A 15,504-nucleotide genomic window follows, 5' to 3' on the forward strand; every position below is an offset into this window, starting at 1 on the left:
AAGCAAATTCAATGCTATCAAAAAAAGTTAACAATTACGTCATTTGCGGCCGGAATTTCGTTGTCTTTACCCCAATTATCATGCAGACTGTGGGTGTCAGACCTGCAGATGCCAAGTGTTGTGTCATCGCGAATGAACACACCTGCTGACAATAATCACTGTGGGCTGATTCCCAGGATCAGGAATAACAGGAATTGCATCATGTCTCAAGTAGCAGAGTTTGTTGAACGTCGTAAATTCAACCGGCGGCAAGAACGTCCTTCTGACCGGTTTATCAGTAACCTCACTAAAAACACCGTGGCCATCATCCTGGCTGGCGGGCGTGGAAGCCGTTTAAAAAACCTGACGGACTGGCGGGCCAAACCGGCCGTACAGTTTGGTGGCAAATTCCGCATTATTGACTTCCCTTTATCCAACTGCATCAACTCTGGTATCCGCCGTATTAACGTCGCAACCCAATACAAGGCGCAAAGCCTGATCCAGCATGTACAGCGCGGCTGGGGCTTCTTGCGTGGTGAATTTAACGAATACGTCAATATTATCCCGGCCCAGCAGCGATTGGGGGAGGAATGGTACAAAGGCACTGCCGATGCGGTTTACCAGAATATCGATTTGCTGCGTGAGAATGGCGGTGAGTATATCCTGGTGTTGGCAGGGGACCATATCTATAAGATGGACTATGGCAAAATGCTGGCCACGCATGCACGTAGCAATGCCGATATGACGATTGCCTGCATTAATGTGCCGCTCGAAGACGCTAAAGGGTTTGGCGTGTTAGAAGTGGATGCCACTGACCGTGTGATCGCTTTTGATGAAAAACCGGCTCATCCAAAACCGAGTCCGAATAATCCTGAAGTGGCTTTTGCCAGCATGGGCATTTATATCTTCAATGCCAAGTTTTTATACGAACAATTGATCCGGGATGCTTATGACCGCAAGTCAAATCATGACTTTGGGCAAGATATTATTCCCTACATTATCAAGAAATACCGGGTACAGGCGCATCGATTTACTGACAGCTGCGTAGGTGCACAAGATAATAATTTTTACTGGCGTGATGTCGGAACCATTGATGCCTACTGGGAAGCCAATATGGAACTTACCAAGGTGATCCCGGAACTTAACCTGTATGACAGTGAGTGGCCGATCTGGACCTATCAGGAACAATTGCCGCCGGCAAAATTTGTCTTCAAGGATGAAGGCCGCACCGGCAAAGCAACTGATTCGCTGGTGTCTGGTGGTTGCCTGATCAGTGGTTCCTGCGTTTCAAACTCCGTGCTGTTTTCCGGTGTACATGTGGCGGATTATTCTGATCTGGATGGTGCAGTGGTTCTGCCTAAAGTCAAGATTAATGAAGGCGTGATTATGCGCAATGTTGTCATAGACCGCGGCTGCGAAATCCCGGCCGGCATGCAGATCGGTGTCGATCTAGAGCGCGACCGCAAACGTTTTTATGTCTCTGAAAAAGGGATTGTACTGGTGACGCCCGATATGCTGGGCCAGGATTTATACCGTGTGAAGTAGTGTCACTGTCGATGAATGTGATGAGGGAAAGAGGTTGAAGGATGTCCGATAAAAAATTGTTATTGAATTTATATTGGCACATGCACCAACCGGATTATCGTGATCTGGTGTCAGGCGAGTTTGTTTTGCCATGGACCTATTTGCATGCCCTTAAAGATTACAGCGACATGGCCTATCACCTTGAGCAAAATCCTAAAGCCAGGGTGTCTTTCAACTTTGTGCCTATCCTGGTCGAGCAACTGGAAGATTACGCTGACCAGTCGCGCACCGGGCAATGGCGTGATCCGTTGTTGCGTTTGTTAGCCAGCCCGGACCTGGAGCAGATTACCGACGCAGAATGCCAGCTGATTGTGGATAGCTGCTTTAAGGCCCATCACGAAAAAATGCTGAGCCCTTTTCCGCATTACCAGCGCTTGCTTAAGTTGTACGAGCTGGTCGCCCCTATCATGCAAAGTGGCCAGTTCCATTATCTGTCTGCGCAATATAAGGCTGATTTACTGGTGTGGTACCACCTGGCCTGGACCGGGGAAAGTTTGCGGCGCAAAAACAAAACCGTACAAGCGCTGATGCAAAAAGGCGTGTTGTTTACACTCGAAGATAGGCAGGCATTGTTAGCTGTGCTCAGTGAAACCCTGCAAGGCATTTTGCCGCGCTATCAAGCCTTGTTGCAAAAGGGCCGTATTGAGATGACGACCACCCCTTATTACCATCCCATCCTGCCTTTGCTGATTGATTTGGAAAGTGCACACGATGCGATGCCAGAAGCGCCTTTACCGCAGTCAGCGACCTATCCCGATGGGTATCCACGCGCGATTGCCCATGTTCAGGCCGCGCAGCAATATCATCAAAAAATATTTGGGCAGCCTGCCACCGGGATGTGGCCTGCCGAAGGGGCCGTCTCACATGCCGCGCTGTCGTTACTGGCAGAGCAGGGCGTGGCTTGGGCTGCGACTGGCCAGGGCGTGCTGGCCAACAGTTTGCGTAAGCTGGGCTTGCCGCATGACACGCCCTCGCAATACCTGTATCAGCCTTATAAAATTACCAACGGCCAGCAGGATATTGTCTGTTTTTTCCGCGATGATCACTTGTCTGACAAAATCGGCTTTGAATACTCCAAGCAATACGCCAGTGAAGCCGTGCATGATTTTATCCAGTCGCTTGAGCATGTTCTTGCCAACAGTGAAGATACGCCTGTAGTGAGCGTGATCCTCGATGGCGAGAATGCCTGGGAATACTATCCCTATAACGGCTATTATTTTTTACATGAACTCTACCAGGCGCTGGTACAACATCCGGATATCCAGATGACCACCTTTAGCGACATCCTCGCCTTGCAACAGAAGCAACAGTTGCCACCGCCAGCACTGCTCAATGATATTTGTGCTGGCAGTTGGGTATATGGCACCTTTAGCACCTGGATCGGTGAACCGGCCAAAAACCGGGCCTGGGATTTGTTGTGTGAAGCCAAGCAGCATTATGATCAACAGATACATCAGCTTTCGGCGGAGCAAAAGCAAAAATGCCAGCAGCAACTGGCCCTGTGCGAGGGCTCAGACTGGTTCTGGTGGTTTGGCGACTATAACAGTGCACAAAGCGTACAAAGTTTTGACCAGCTTTACCGTCGGAATTTGACCAATCTCTACCAGCTCCTGGGCCTTAAGCCGCCAGCTCACTTGTCCCAGCCTATCAGTATGGGGGGCGGCGACGCTGAAAATGCCGGCACCATGCGCAGGGGAAACACCTGATTCTTTCAATGGATTTAAATGCCACCCATGACGCAACTTAGACAAGCGGGTGTGCTCATGCACATCACTTCTTTGCCTGAAGGCAATCTCGGTCCTGATGCCTATCGCTTTGTAGATACCCTGGTCAAAATGGGAGTGTCGGTCTGGCAGACCTTGCCAGTCAACCAGCCGCATGGTGACCAGTCCCCTTATCAAAGTGTGTCGGCACACGCCGGGCATAGCGGTATGATCAGTGCGCAGCAGCTACAGCTAGATGGCTGGTGCCTGCCGAATGAGCTCACGTTGAGTTTGCCCGCGCTGATGGCCAAGGTAATGTCACGCGTGCAGTCTGGTAGCGCAACACATCACGGAGAGAATCATGGCCTGTCCTGGCCAGGCTTCGCGCGCTTTTGCCAGACGCAGCAATACTGGTTGGAAGATTTTGCCCTGTTTGGCAGCCTGCGCGAACAGCATCAGAGCCTAAGTTGGCACCAGTGGCCAGAAGCTTACCGCTTGCATGATGTGCAAGCCTTGCAGGCTTACCGGGTCACTCACCAGGAGGCGCTGACCCTGATTAAATTTACGCAGTATGTGTTTTTCCAGCAATGGGCTCAGCTCAAACGATATGCCAACCAACGTGGCATCCGCCTGTTTGGCGATATCCCGATTTTTGTGGCTTATGACAGTGCCGATGTCTGGGCGCATCCTGAATGGTTCCGGCTCGATGATCACCTCAATATGACCGTGGTCGCGGGCGTGCCGCCGGATTATTTTTCTGAAAACGGACAACGCTGGGGCAATCCGCATTACGATTGGCAGGCCATGCAGAGCGATGGTTTTTCATGGTGGCTGGGACGCATCGATACCCAAGCGCAATTATTCGATGTGCTGCGGATTGATCATTTCCGCGGCTTGCAAGCCGCCTGGGAGATTCCTTCCGAGGAACCCACTGCCATCAATGGCAGTTGGCAAGAGGCGCCGGGAGAAGCCTTGTTAAGCGCGATCAGCGAAACATTCCCGCAACTCAGTCTGGTGGCCGAAGATTTGGGTATCATCACCGAAGACGTGGATGCTTTACGACAGGCATTCGCATTACCAGGCATGAAAATTTTGCAGTTTGCCTTTGGCGGCGGAGAGGACAATCCTTACTTGCCAGAAAACATAGAAGAAAACAGTGTTGCCTACACTGGCACGCATGATAACGATACGACCCTCGGCTGGTACCAAACGGCCCCCGAGCACGTGCGTAACCATTTACATTATTACCTTAACCAGCATACCCCAGACATGCCTGCAGCCTTGATTAAACTGACCCTGGATACGCCAGCCAACCTGGCCATCATCCCCATGCAAGATATTTTAGCGCTGGATAGCCAGGCGCGTATGAATACCCCTGGCACTGTAGACGGCAACTGGACCTGGCGTATGCAATGGCCACAGCTGAATGAAGAAAAAATATTGTCTTTCAGGCATTGTGTTGAAGAAAGTGGCCGCCTCCATGCATGATGTTACCCCGGCTTACCGCTTGGGCCTGGACGTAGGCGGGACCAACCTGCGTTTGGGTGTATTTGCCGATCTTGGTCTGATTGAAGAAACGCGTTTTGAGGCGAATTATTCTGCCATCTGTAAGCAAAACACGCCGGAAGACGCTTGGCAAAAGATTATTCAAGTCACTGCAGAAGCCATCCAGCCTTTGCTGGAAAAATATCCAACAATTCAAAGTATAGGCATTGGGTTTCCGGGGTTTATTGATCCACACACTGGTGTTTTGGCGCAATCACCAAATTTGCAAGGCTTATTAAACGTTAACTTGGGACACGACCTGGGTGCCCGGCTAGGCTTTAATATCCGCGTCGAAAACGACGCCAATGCGGCAGCGTTTGGTGAGTTCTATGTGCTGGGGCAGCCTGCCGGCGGCTTGCTCTACCTAGGGCTGGGCACCGGGGTGGGTGCCGGGCTAGTGGTCAATGGCAAGGTATGGGCCGGGCAGCATGGTTACGCGCTGGAGGCAGGGCATATCATTGTCGAGCACCAAGGCCGGCTGTGTGGCTGCGGCAACCAGGGCTGTGTTGAGCAATATGCCTCTGCCACAGGCATTAGTCAGGGCTATGCCGAGTTAACGGGCAACATCCGCACCGCCCTGGAGATTGCGATGGCTGCTGAGCAGGGCGATACACAGGCACGCGCTGTCTATGCAGATGCAGGCCGCAAACTGGCACAAATGCTGGCGAGTGTGCTAAAAGTGGTGGATGTCGGCACTGTATTGATTGGTGGCGGGGTGGTGGCTGCATGGTCCCTCATGTCTGAGGCATTTTATCAGCGGCTGGAAGCAGACCTGATTCCCGTGCTGAGAGGCAAGGTCGAGGTGCATTTGTCCAGTTCAGGCGATATTGCCGGCATGTTAGGCGCTGCCTTGCTGGCAGAAACCACAGCAAAAAACAATTAAACCTTAATCAGGGCTGGGCTGGTGTCTTGCCAGCGCCCAGGCCACATGCTCGCGCACCAAGGCATTTTCATCCTGGATGCGGGACTGCAGTGCTGAAATGACTGCATCTGAAGTGGGTGCATTGCCTAAACCAACGGCAATATTGCGCAACCACTGCGTGTAGCCAATCCGGTAAATCGCGCTACCGGCCATCTTTTGCTGAAACTCGGCTTCCGTCCAGCGGAAACACTCCACCAAGCTCAGGCTGTCCAGCCCATGCCGTACCGCAAAGTCGGCTTCAGTGGTTTTGACAGCAAATTTGTTCCAAGGGCAGGTGAGCTGGCAATCATCACAGCCATACACCCGGTTGCCCATGAGTGGCCTCAACGCCTCTGGAATGCTGCCTTGATGTTCTATGGTCAGGTAAGAGATACAGCGCCTGGCGTCAAGTTCATAGGGCGCAACAATGGCGGCGGTGGGGCAGATATCAATACATGCCGTGCAACTACCACAATGCGCTGAAGTGGGCGGATCCACAGGCAGTGGCAGGTTGGTATAAATTTCGCCCAGAAAAAACCACGATCCCTGCTGGCGATTGAGTAATAGCGTATGCTTGCCCCGCCAGCCCACCCCGGCCTTGGTGGCTAGCGCCACTTCCATCACGGGGGCACTGTCGGCAAATACACGATATTCAAAACTGCCATAAGTCTCTTTGATGCGTGTACAGAGTTGCTGTAATTTTTGCCGCATCACTTTGTGATAGTCCCGACCCATGGCATACCGGGCCACATAAGCCGTTTCTGGGTTTTCCAATACCTGCCACCCATCTGCGGCTTGCTCCGGCAAATAATTGAGGTTGACCGAGATTACCCGCAGCGTGCCGGGCACCAATTCTGCCGGGCGGGTTCGCTTGGTCCCATGTTTTGCCATATAATCCATGTCGCCGTGGTATTGTTTATCCAGCCAGTTTAAAAATTCAGGTTCCGCGGCAGACAAGTCGGTATCGGTGATGCCGATATTGCCAAACCCTAGTTCTCGCGCCCAGCCTTTGATGGTCGCCGCCATTTGCGCAGCAACAAGATCATTTGGCAGGTGAATCGGGACGGGATGTGATTGATGTGACATGACAGAAACGTATTCTACACAGATTTTAAAAGACGAAGCAGCGACCGTGCATGCCGCAAGCGTGCTAGCTAAGCAATTGCAGCCGGGGCAGGTGATTTACCTGCATGGGGATCTGGGGGCGGGTAAAACCACGCTGGTACGCGGGATGTTGCATGCCCTGGGCCATGTCGGCAAAGTGAAAAGCCCTACTTATACCTTGGTTGAACCTTATACATTGCCCTTGGCCACTTGTTATCATTTTGACCTCTACCGCTTTCAAGATGCTGAAGAGTGGGAGGCTGCCGGATTCCGCGATTATTTCAATCCCGCCAGTATTTGCCTGGTCGAGTGGCCAGAACGAGCAGCAGACGTGTTGCCCGCCGCAGACATCGAAATTCGCTTTGATATCTTGCCGCACGGACGCGTGCTGCATATCACGAGTCAGCGTCCGCTGGCCTTGGAAACACTATGCCAGTAACCCGCGAGTTTTATCTCAGCTGGCTTATGCCAGTGCTCCTGTTTTTTCAGGTGCAGGCCGCTGTGGCCGCCGAAGTGATCCTGGCCAATTTACAGCAGCAAGGCAGCCAGGCACATGTTGAATTGTTGCTTGATCAGCAAGTAAAGTATCGCGTCTTCACGCTGGATAACCCTTTCCGCGTGGTGATTGATATGGATGGGGTATCACTGAGCCCCACCCTGAAGGCTCTCGCGCCACAACTCGACCCGCAGCATCCTTACCTGTCAAAAATCCGCATTGCACCGTTTACCGAGAAAACCGCGCGCATTGTTTTTGATATCAAGTCTGATATCAAGCCCCAGGTCACCGATCTCAATGCGGGCAACTCGCAACAGCGTTTGGCCATCAGCATTGCGCCCGCCAATGGTCCGGTTGAATCAGCCATGGCAAGTCCGGTGCTTACACCCTCCAAGCAATTACAAGAAGTCCCGCCGCCGCACCCGGATGACAAACCCGTTGAAAAAAACGCTGATCCGGCACCGGAAAACACCAATTCTGCAGCCACGGCCGAAAAACCAGTGGATAAAGCGCTTGATAAACCCAGTGACAAACCGCTTAAGCAAGCAAAACCCGGGCAAAAACTCATCACGATTGCGGTGGATGCCGGTCATGGCGGCGAAGATCCTGGCGCACGTGGCTCTAATGGCAGCCATGAGAAGAACATTACCTTAGCCATTGCACGCAAGCTTAAGCAGCAGATAGATGCTGAAGAAAACATGCAAGCGATCCTGATCCGCGATGGTGACTATTTTGTGCCCTTGGGCGACCGCGTGAAAAAAGCACGCGCTGCCAAGGTTGACCTGTTTATTTCCATCCACGCCGACTCATTTGTTAACAGCACTGCCAAAGGGTCCTCCGTGTTTGCCTTGTCAGAGCGGGGCGCCACCAGTGCCGGTGCCCGCTATCTGGCGAAAAAGGAAAACGCGGTTGACTTGATAGGTGGCGTCGCGATTGATACGCGTGATATGGACCTGGCCAGAACCTTACTCGATTTATCGCAAACGGCTACCATTCACGACAGTATCCGCATGGGTAAAGCCGTGCTCGGCCGCATTGCCAAAATCAACACCCTCCATTCCAAGTACGTTGAACAAGCGGCGTTTGCGGTGCTTAAATCGCCGGATATTCCATCTATCCTGGTTGAAACGGCATTTATCAGTAATCCTGAAGAAGAAGCGAGGTTGAATGATGAGGCTTATCAGGATAAGTTGGTGAATGCGATTTTGTCTGGTGTGAAGTCTTACATTGCGACGAATCCTTCATTTTCCAAAAAATAGATTCTGGACTGTGTGATGTTAAAGAAGGGCCATACGGAGGTGTGGCCTTTTTTGTCTTTCCCCATGAGAAAAGCTCAGGTCTATGCCCACACTGAGGGTTATTTTCTGATGTCAGGTGTTCTTTCGCCTATAGGCGAAAAGGATGTCTTAAGCAACCTTGTGACGGTATATTAAAGAAATTATCCCAATTCCGCCTCTCTCTGCGTTTTCCCATATCCCGCCTGAACCCTCAGCGCACTCGCAATAAACCCATTCAACTTTTTCCTGGCGTCGTCAATCAACGCGCTATCCACAAAAATACGTGGATATTGATAGGATAACCAGCTATACAAGCTTAAATGCTGGCATATGAGTTCTGCTTGCTCCAGATATTGCGCCTGTTGACCATTCAGCCATTCAGGCAGTTGCGGCAACGGCCGGGCTTGTTGCGTAGCAACTGCTTGCACGCATTGCACAAAATAATCCCGTGCAATCGGTACCTGGATCGCGAGTGGGGCACACATCAAGCGGTATTTGTCCCGTATTGATAATTGCGGCGCGGTTTGGTCTATGAGTAGTGCTTGCTGGTATTGCAAGCGGGTCACTTGCCATTGCAAGGCATGCTGGCCGGAGTCTTTTGCATATTGATTGTGCAGGTGCTCTATGCATTCAGCCAAGCGCCAGGTTGGAATGCGTTGGCTTAGGCTTTCAATATCCCCGCCACCAACCGCAATCGGTAAGGCAAATGGTGGCACTGTGTCGTCGGCGTCTAACATGGCTAGTAAGTGCCATTGCTCATCATCTTCAAGCACGGTGACATAGCCGGTGTCATACAGGCCATGGCGTCCGGCGCGACCGGCAATCTGGCGCATTTCGGTGGCGTTGAGTGGCCGCGGGGCAATGCCGTCAAATTTATGGATATTGGCAAAAATGACGCGGCGGATCGGCAGGTTGAGCCCCATGCCGATGGCGTCTGTGGCGACCAGGATTTTTGCTTCGCCACTGGCAAAACGGGCAGATTCAACACGGCGGACTTCCGGCGAAAGAGCGCCATAGATAGTGGCGACGGAGAGTCCCCATTGGCGGATACGGGCGGCCAGCGTGAGAACGTCTTTGCGGCTAAAAGCGATGATTGCATCGCCGGTTTGTAGTGCTTTGCGTAGTTTGGCGGCGTGGTAGCGTGCACCGCAAAGACTATGTTCTTCAATCAGTAGCGGGGTCATGCGCTGTAAATGGGTAAGGGTGTAAGGCTCGTTCAGGGCATCGAGCACACGAATGCAACTGCTGGTGACACTGTTGGCGCCGCAAATAAATACTTGTTTTGCCGGGACACCTACCAGTGCTGCCGTCCATGCACGGCCACGGTCCGGATCCATCAGCATTTGGATTTCATCTATGACGGCCACGTCAACAGGGTGGTCTGGCCGCAGCATTTCTATAGTGGAGGCGGTATGTCTGGCCCCAGGCACCAGTACGCGCTCTTCACCAGTGACCAGATTGCAAGGGACGCCAGCCTGCATCAGCCGGTCACGCACCTCCATCGCCAGCAGGCGCAAGGGGGCGAGGTAAACGCCGGATTCTGCCTGGCGCAGGGTTTCAAGTGCCTGGTAGGTTTTGCCGGAATTGGTGGGGCCGACATAAAAGTGATGCTGGCGGCCCAGTTTGCGGGCAAGGGCGAATCGAGATAAATACGCCTGAAATTCTTGTGAGAACATACAGTCATTCTACCAAACGGTTTAAAATGCTCGGATGCAAATTAAACTTCTCCCCGATCAACTGATTTCTCAAATTGCCGCTGGTGAGGTGGTGGAGCGGCCGGCCTCTGCCCTGAAAGAGCTGCTTGAAAACAGTGTGGATGCCGGTAGTACGCAGATTCAGGTGGCTTTGCAGCAGGGCGGCATCAAGCTGCTTAAAGTCACAGACAACGGGCATGGCATTGCCAAGGATGAGTTGGCCTTGGCCCTCACACGGCACGCCACCAGCAAAATTGAGAGCCTGGAGGATTTGGAACAAGTCGGCAGCCTGGGTTTCAGGGGCGAGGCCTTAGCCAGTATCGCCTCTATCTCGCGTACCGTGCTCACCAGCCGTCAGCAAACCGCCAGTCATGCCTGGCAGATCGCCGCCGAAGGTACGCAAGCGCCACAGCTAAGCCCGGCCGCGCTGGATGCTGGCACCATTGTTGAGGTACATGATTTGTACTTTAATACCCCGGCGCGCCGCAAGTTTCTCAAAACCGAAAATACCGAGTTTGGTCATTGTGAGGATGCCTTTACCCGCGTCGCCCTGTCTCGCCCCAATATCAGTTTTTTGCTGCAACACAATGGCAAAGCCATTAGCCGCTTGGCGGCTAATACCCCGCAGCAACGTATTACGGATGTGTTAGGAAGCGAATTTGCCGCACAAAGTCTCTGGCTGGAGGAAGAGAGCGGTGGTTTGCGTCTGTGGGGTATGACCGCTTCGCCCACCTACCAGCGTCACAGCCGTGATAGCCAATATGTGTTTGTGAATGGCCGCTTTGTGCGCGACAAGCTGATTGCACATGCCATTAAACAAGCCTATCAGGATGTGTTGCATGGTGATAAACACCCGGCGTTTGTGTTGTTTCTTGAGCTGGATCCCTCCCTGGTCGATGTCAACGTGCACCCGGCTAAAACCGAAGTCCGCTTCCGCGAATCGCAAGCGGTACACCGCTTTATTTTTCATAGCCTGCACAAGGCTCTGGGTAAAACCTCTGCCGAGATACAAGCCAGCCAGCCGGTGCAAGCACCGTTTAACCCTTTCCGGCCTGGGACAGATGCTTCTGTGTTTAGTATGCCGCGCGAACAAGTGGAAATGCCACTGCACAATCGCCCCGCCTTTGGTGGGAGCTATCCCCCCAATATCAGCAATGCTGGCGAGATGGCGCAACAGTTTTATGGTCAACTGTATGGTGACTTAAAACCAACGGTGATGGATCAAGCGACTATTTTAGAAAGTAATTCTTTAGAGGTGTTTGCGACGGTGGCGGCTTTGGATCAGCCGATACACCCTACACCCGATCTCCCGCAACAATACCCGCTGGGCTTTGCGCTCGGGCAGTTGCATGGGATTTATATCCTTGCCCAAAACGCCGAAGGCATGATTGTGGTCGATATGCACGCCGCGCATGAGCGTATTATGTATGAGCGTCTCAAAAACGCCTTGAGCGAGCAAGCCATTGCTACCCAGCCCTTGCTGATTCCTATCAGTTTTTATGCAGAAAAAGTAGAAGTGGCTACACTGCAATCCCTGCAAGGCAGTGACACGTTACAACAGCTGGGCTTTGACCTTGCCACCTTATCCCCAACCACGATTGCCATTCGCGCTATCCCTACCATGTTGCAAGACGCTGATGCCGTTGCGCTGGCTCGGGCTGTATTGCGCGATTTACACGAATATGGTGCCAGCCGTGTGCTGCTGGAGCGCCAAAACGAAGTGCTAGGCACCATGGCTTGCCACGCCGCCGTGCGCGCCAACCGGCAACTGACAATCACTGAAATGAACGCGCTGCTGCGTGACATGGAAGCGACGGAAAGAAGCGGGCAGTGTAACCACGGCAGACCTACCTGGTTTCAGGTGAGTTTGGCCGATTTAGACAAAATGTTTATGAGGGGGCAGTAGCCCTTGAATGCTTGATTTTAAAAGGGTTGGCGCTTTACTCATCAAAGTCTAGCGTAAACTGCGCGGCATCTGCATGGTCGATAGTACCCACACGCACAAGACCGCTGGCTTTAACGCCTAACAATCTTATCTTCTTGTCTAACACTATCCTTTTCAGGCATTTTCCAGAAAAAAGCCGTAACGATTTCGCATCGCTGATCGCCGTGGGCAAGGTGAGGTCACGCGTGACCGTTTTAAAGTCATCAAAACGAAGCTTGATCCCGACCTTGCGGCAGGTATAGCCTTTCTTCTGCAGATCGTTGGCGACACGTTCACATAAGCGGGTAAATGCCTCGCTCAGCGCTGGTTTGTCTCTCACCGGATGCAAGTTGCGCTCGAAAGTGGTCTCCCTGCTCATGGAAACCGGTACGCTTTCAGTCACGACTGGCCGGTCATCCCGTCCATGTGAAACACGGTACAACCACTGGCCGTAACTGTTGCCGAAGTGTTGTACCAGCCAGGCTTCACTCATGGCGGCGATTTGTCCGATGGTCTTAATCTCTAATGACTCAAGTTTTGCATTGGCTTTGGGACCAATGCCATTGATTTTTTTTGCCGGCATTGGCCAGATACGGTGAGCGATATCAGCCATCGTAATGACCGTGATGCCATCCGGTTTTTGCATTTCAGAGCATAGTTTTGCCAATAGCTTATTGGGGGCGATCCCAACTGAGCAGGTGAGGCCAGTGGCAGCCAGTACCGCAGATTTCAGCCGTTGTGCAATCTCTGTCGCATCCCCTGGCAGGCTTGAAACATCGGCGTAGACTTCGTCAATCCCGATATTCTCCACCTGCGGGCTAATGCTGCGAATCGCGGCCTTGAACAACTGCGAGTAATGGCGATAGAGTTCGAAGTTTACCGGTAGCAAGACCGCATCTGGCGCGAGTTTGGCTGCCTGCATGGTGGGCATGGCAGAGTTCAAGCCTAGCGCCCGCGCTTCGTAGGTGGCTGTGGTCAATACGCCGCGCCCTGCGTAATCACGCAAGCGCGAGAATTCGCGAGTACCATCTTCTCTAATCCTCGGCACATGTGAGGAGCCACCTGCCACCACCATGGGCAAGCCTTTTAATTCTGGGTAGCGTGACAATTCGCAAGATGCAAAAAAAGCATCCATATCAATATGGGCGATGCGTCTGGTCTCTTGATCGGACATGGTCATAAGCCAGGTAGCAGATTAGCCGTCAGATATTCAAGCATAGGATGAAATAGACTGTCTGGCAGCCGAGGCGATTTAGGGTATGCAGAAAGCTGGATTATCCCATGAGGAGGTATAAAAATCATGCTGATGCAAACGGATTCATCCTTTGCCTTGAGGTAAAGTGATAGAGAAATATTTCCGTGAGAGAAGGCTATTTAGATGCCTTTAGGCGGATGGCAGCCAGGATTGCTGGTGTTGCTGGCATCATTGCGTGATGCAATAGAAAAGGCCTATCGAAGATAGGCCTTTTTAATACAATCAAGCTACTGAATCACGCCCAGTTGTTTGAATAAACCGTAGGCATCCAGCACATCCCAATGCTCGGCGAGTTTGCCGTTCTCTATCCTGAAAATATCCACGGCGTAAATACTGTAATGCTTGCCCGTTGCAGGGATGCCTAACCAGTCGCCTTTTTGCGTGCCGGAATACACGCCATAAGCCCAGACAGTGTCCCCTTCTGCGACCAGTTTTTCCAGTTGATAGTGCCAGTCTGGCACGGCCTTAAACCAGGCATTAAAGAATTGCTCGAAACCAGCCAGGCCCTGTGGGACGAGTGGGTTATGTTGAATATAGTTTTGCTGCATGAAGCTGGGCAGCTGGCTCAGGTCTTTTTTCACAAAGACGGCAGTGGCAAAGTCTGCCATCAGTTGTTTGTTTTGTTGCGTTTGGTCTTGTGCCATGGTGAGCGTTCCTTTCGTGAACAGGGTAGTGAATAGCAAAGTAGTGAGCAGAGATTTAAATAAATGCATAAGGCTTCCTTGAATGCGTTAAAAAGCTTGTGCGGTTAAGCTGTTGCGCATCATAATTTCAATAGTTACTTTTGGTAAGTAGGCACCTTAAAGTAACTAAAGCACTTCAACCACACTTAAAAGTCTGGGATGCCAAAGGAAAATCATGCTTGAAGACATAGAACAACCGTTGCAGATTGCCAGTAGTTGGAATGCATATCAGTCAGCATGTCCGACGCGGCTGATGTTGAACCGGATTGCGGATAAATGGACCGTGCTGGTATTGGGCCTGTTAGAAAATGAAGCCAAACGCTTTAGTACCTTGCAACGCGAGATTGGTGGAATTTCACAAAAGATGCTGACGCAAACGTTGCGGGGGCTGGAGCGGGATGGCCTGGTTGCGCGGACGGTTTATCCGGAAGTGCCACCCAGAGTGGAGTATATGATCACCCCTTTGGGGAACACGCTGGTTGGGTTACTGGCTGCGTTGCGGGTTTGGTCAGAAACGCATATGGATGAAGTGTTGCAAGCACAACGGGATTATGATCAGGCTGAGCGGGCAGCCTCCAATCCAGAGGCGGCTCCAGGCGTGCGGATGGTACGTTTTTGAGCGCTTAGGCCAGCAGTAAAAAGACGGTCGGTTTTTTATGCAAATCAGGCAGCGTTGATTTTTTCCAGTCCGCGACGGTTTTGGTCACAATTAACTCTTGTGTGCCTGATACATTGCAGGCAACACATAGTTTGGTCTGCGCTTGCAGGTTGGCAATCAGGTCTTCGAGCATGTGTTGATTGCGGTAAGGTGTTTCAATAAACAACTGGGTGGCTTGCTGTTTTTTGGAGTCAAACTCAATGCCTTTAATGGTTTTGATCCGCTCGGCTTTATCACTGGGTAGATAGCCTAAAAACGTAAACCGTTGTCCATTCAAGCCACTCGCCATCAGTGCCAGCAGCAGGCTGCTAGGGCCAATAAGCGGGGTGACACGGATGCCTTTGTGGTGGGCGACGGCAGCGAGCGCTGCCCCCGGATCAGCGATCCCCGGACAGCCTGCTTCACTCATTAAGCCGACATCCATACCCTGTTGTACCGGTTGCAGTAACTTTTGCAGATCTTTATTCGGCGTCTCTTTTGTCAACACCGTGAGGGTGATTTCCCGCAAAGGCACCGGATGACCACTGGCACCCAGAAACTGGCGGGCGGTTTTTTCGTTCTCGACGATAAAGTGGCGCAGGCTGTGCATGCGCTGTATCACTTCGGGCGGCACGACTTGTTGGGGCGTGGTGTCTTCAGTGAGCGGGACAGGAATAAAATAGAGGGTTCCAGCAGTCATGGCAATCTTGATGAGTTGAACA

The 15,504-nt window shown here is 52.0% G+C and carries 13 protein-coding genes; 8 read left to right on the forward strand and 5 right to left on the reverse strand.

Annotated features, from left to right (window positions below):
- The first annotated feature begins 201 nt into the window (after positions 1–201).
- The 4 genes from glgC to ACIDF8_RS09890 are packed head-to-tail and all read left to right on the forward strand — an operon-like array spanning position 202 to position 5,694.
- Entirely contained in the window at positions 202–1,524 is a 1,323-nt protein-coding gene (gene glgC / locus ACIDF8_RS09875; protein ID WP_412010452.1) for a glucose-1-phosphate adenylyltransferase, read from the forward strand.
- A 41-nt stretch (positions 1,525–1,565) separates the two neighbouring features.
- Positions 1,566–3,269, forward strand: a complete 1,704-nt coding sequence (locus ACIDF8_RS09880; protein WP_412010453.1) for a glycoside hydrolase — start codon at positions 1,566–1,568, stop codon at positions 3,267–3,269.
- Positions 3,270–3,296: 27 nt separating this feature from the next.
- Positions 3,297–4,754, forward strand: a complete 1,458-nt coding sequence (gene malQ, locus ACIDF8_RS09885; protein WP_412010454.1) for a 4-alpha-glucanotransferase — start codon at positions 3,297–3,299, stop codon at positions 4,752–4,754.
- The gene (locus ACIDF8_RS09890; protein WP_412010455.1) at positions 4,747–5,694 is read left to right on the forward strand and encodes an ROK family protein; all 948 of its coding nucleotides are present in this window, start codon (positions 4,747–4,749) and stop codon (positions 5,692–5,694) included. The genes malQ and ACIDF8_RS09890 overlap by 8 nt, the downstream gene beginning before the upstream one ends.
- 3 nt (positions 5,695–5,697) lie before the next feature.
- Here the strand turns inward: ACIDF8_RS09890 and queG are convergent, their stop codons facing one another.
- Positions 5,698–6,798: a tRNA epoxyqueuosine(34) reductase QueG gene (queG, locus tag ACIDF8_RS09895; RefSeq protein WP_412010457.1), complete on the reverse strand. Its 1,101-nt coding sequence runs from the start codon at positions 6,796–6,798 to the stop codon at positions 5,698–5,700.
- On the opposite strand from queG, the gene tsaE reads away from it, so the two are divergent.
- Together tsaE and ACIDF8_RS09905 are read left to right on the forward strand one after the other, a co-directional pair.
- Positions 6,797–7,255, forward strand: coding sequence for a tRNA (adenosine(37)-N6)-threonylcarbamoyltransferase complex ATPase subunit type 1 TsaE (gene tsaE, locus ACIDF8_RS09900; protein WP_412010458.1), 459 nt, complete (start codon positions 6,797–6,799; stop codon positions 7,253–7,255). The two genes, queG and tsaE, sit on opposite strands and share 2 nt — an antisense overlap.
- On the forward strand, positions 7,246–8,571 hold the full coding sequence (locus ACIDF8_RS09905) for an N-acetylmuramoyl-L-alanine amidase (RefSeq protein WP_412010459.1): 1,326 nt from the start codon (positions 7,246–7,248) through the stop codon (positions 8,569–8,571). Before tsaE ends, ACIDF8_RS09905 begins: the two co-directional genes overlap by 10 nt.
- A gap of 179 nt (positions 8,572–8,750) precedes the next feature.
- Here the strand turns inward: ACIDF8_RS09905 and ACIDF8_RS09910 are convergent, their stop codons facing one another.
- Complete coding sequence (locus tag ACIDF8_RS09910) at positions 8,751–10,265, reverse strand: helicase-related protein (protein ID WP_412010460.1); 1,515 nt, start codon at positions 10,263–10,265, stop codon at positions 8,751–8,753.
- A gap of 34 nt (positions 10,266–10,299) precedes the next feature.
- Between ACIDF8_RS09910 and mutL the strand changes: the two genes are divergently transcribed.
- Positions 10,300–12,189 carry a DNA mismatch repair endonuclease MutL gene (gene mutL / locus ACIDF8_RS09915; protein WP_412010461.1) on the forward strand — a complete coding sequence of 630 codons (1,890 nt, stop codon included), beginning with the start codon at positions 10,300–10,302 and terminating at the stop codon, positions 12,187–12,189.
- Positions 12,190–12,223: 34 nt separating this feature from the next.
- On the opposite strand, the gene dinB is transcribed toward mutL, so the two are convergent.
- Positions 12,224–13,381 (reverse strand): DNA polymerase IV, encoded by a 1,158-nt coding sequence (gene dinB / locus ACIDF8_RS09920; RefSeq protein WP_412010462.1) that lies wholly within the window; start codon positions 13,379–13,381, stop codon positions 12,224–12,226.
- Positions 13,382–13,689: 308 nt separating this feature from the next.
- Positions 13,690–14,175, reverse strand: coding sequence for an ester cyclase (locus tag ACIDF8_RS09925; RefSeq protein WP_412010463.1), 486 nt, complete (start codon positions 14,173–14,175; stop codon positions 13,690–13,692).
- A 145-nt stretch (positions 14,176–14,320) separates the two neighbouring features.
- Between ACIDF8_RS09925 and ACIDF8_RS09930 the strand changes: the two genes are divergently transcribed.
- On the forward strand, positions 14,321–14,764 hold the full coding sequence (locus ACIDF8_RS09930) for a winged helix-turn-helix transcriptional regulator (RefSeq protein ID WP_412010464.1): 444 nt from the start codon (positions 14,321–14,323) through the stop codon (positions 14,762–14,764).
- Positions 14,765–14,768: 4 nt separating this feature from the next.
- Here ACIDF8_RS09930 and ACIDF8_RS09935 read toward each other — a convergent pair whose 3' ends face one another.
- On the reverse strand, positions 14,769–15,482 hold the full coding sequence (locus ACIDF8_RS09935; RefSeq protein WP_412010465.1) for an SAM-dependent methyltransferase: 714 nt from the start codon (positions 15,480–15,482) through the stop codon (positions 14,769–14,771).
- Between the last annotated feature and the right edge of the window lie 22 nt (positions 15,483–15,504).

This window comes from Methylophilus sp. 3sh_L (genome assembly GCF_046766015.1).
Taxonomy (GTDB): Bacteria; Pseudomonadota; Gammaproteobacteria; order Burkholderiales; family Methylophilaceae; genus Methylophilus.

Bases quoted from the DNA above. Each gene is read 5' to 3' on its own strand.
- ACIDF8_RS09930 (WP_412010464.1), top strand. From the start codon at position 14,321: ATGCTTGAAGACATAGAACAACCGTTGCAGATTGCCAGTAGTTGGAAT.
- ACIDF8_RS09910 (WP_412010460.1), bottom strand. From the start codon at position 10,265: ATGTTCTCACAAGAATTTCAGGCGTATTTATCTCGATTCGCCCTTGCC.
- ACIDF8_RS09935 (WP_412010465.1), bottom strand. From the start codon at position 15,482: ATGACTGCTGGAACCCTCTATTTTATTCCTGTCCCGCTCACTGAAGAC.
- ACIDF8_RS09905 (WP_412010459.1), top strand. From the start codon at position 7,246: ATGCCAGTAACCCGCGAGTTTTATCTCAGCTGGCTTATGCCAGTGCTC.
- ACIDF8_RS09925 (WP_412010463.1), bottom strand. From the start codon at position 14,175: ATGCATTTATTTAAATCTCTGCTCACTACTTTGCTATTCACTACCCTG.
- malQ (WP_412010454.1), top strand. From the start codon at position 3,297: ATGACGCAACTTAGACAAGCGGGTGTGCTCATGCACATCACTTCTTTG.
- queG (WP_412010457.1), bottom strand. From the start codon at position 6,798: ATGTCACATCAATCACATCCCGTCCCGATTCACCTGCCAAATGATCTT.
- ACIDF8_RS09880 (WP_412010453.1), top strand. From the start codon at position 1,566: ATGTCCGATAAAAAATTGTTATTGAATTTATATTGGCACATGCACCAA.
- dinB (WP_412010462.1), bottom strand. From the start codon at position 13,381: ATGTCCGATCAAGAGACCAGACGCATCGCCCATATTGATATGGATGCT.
- mutL (WP_412010461.1), top strand. From the start codon at position 10,300: ATGCAAATTAAACTTCTCCCCGATCAACTGATTTCTCAAATTGCCGCT.
- glgC (WP_412010452.1), top strand. From the start codon at position 202: ATGTCTCAAGTAGCAGAGTTTGTTGAACGTCGTAAATTCAACCGGCGG.
- ACIDF8_RS09890 (WP_412010455.1), top strand. From the start codon at position 4,747: ATGCATGATGTTACCCCGGCTTACCGCTTGGGCCTGGACGTAGGCGGG.
- tsaE (WP_412010458.1), top strand. From the start codon at position 6,797: ATGACAGAAACGTATTCTACACAGATTTTAAAAGACGAAGCAGCGACC.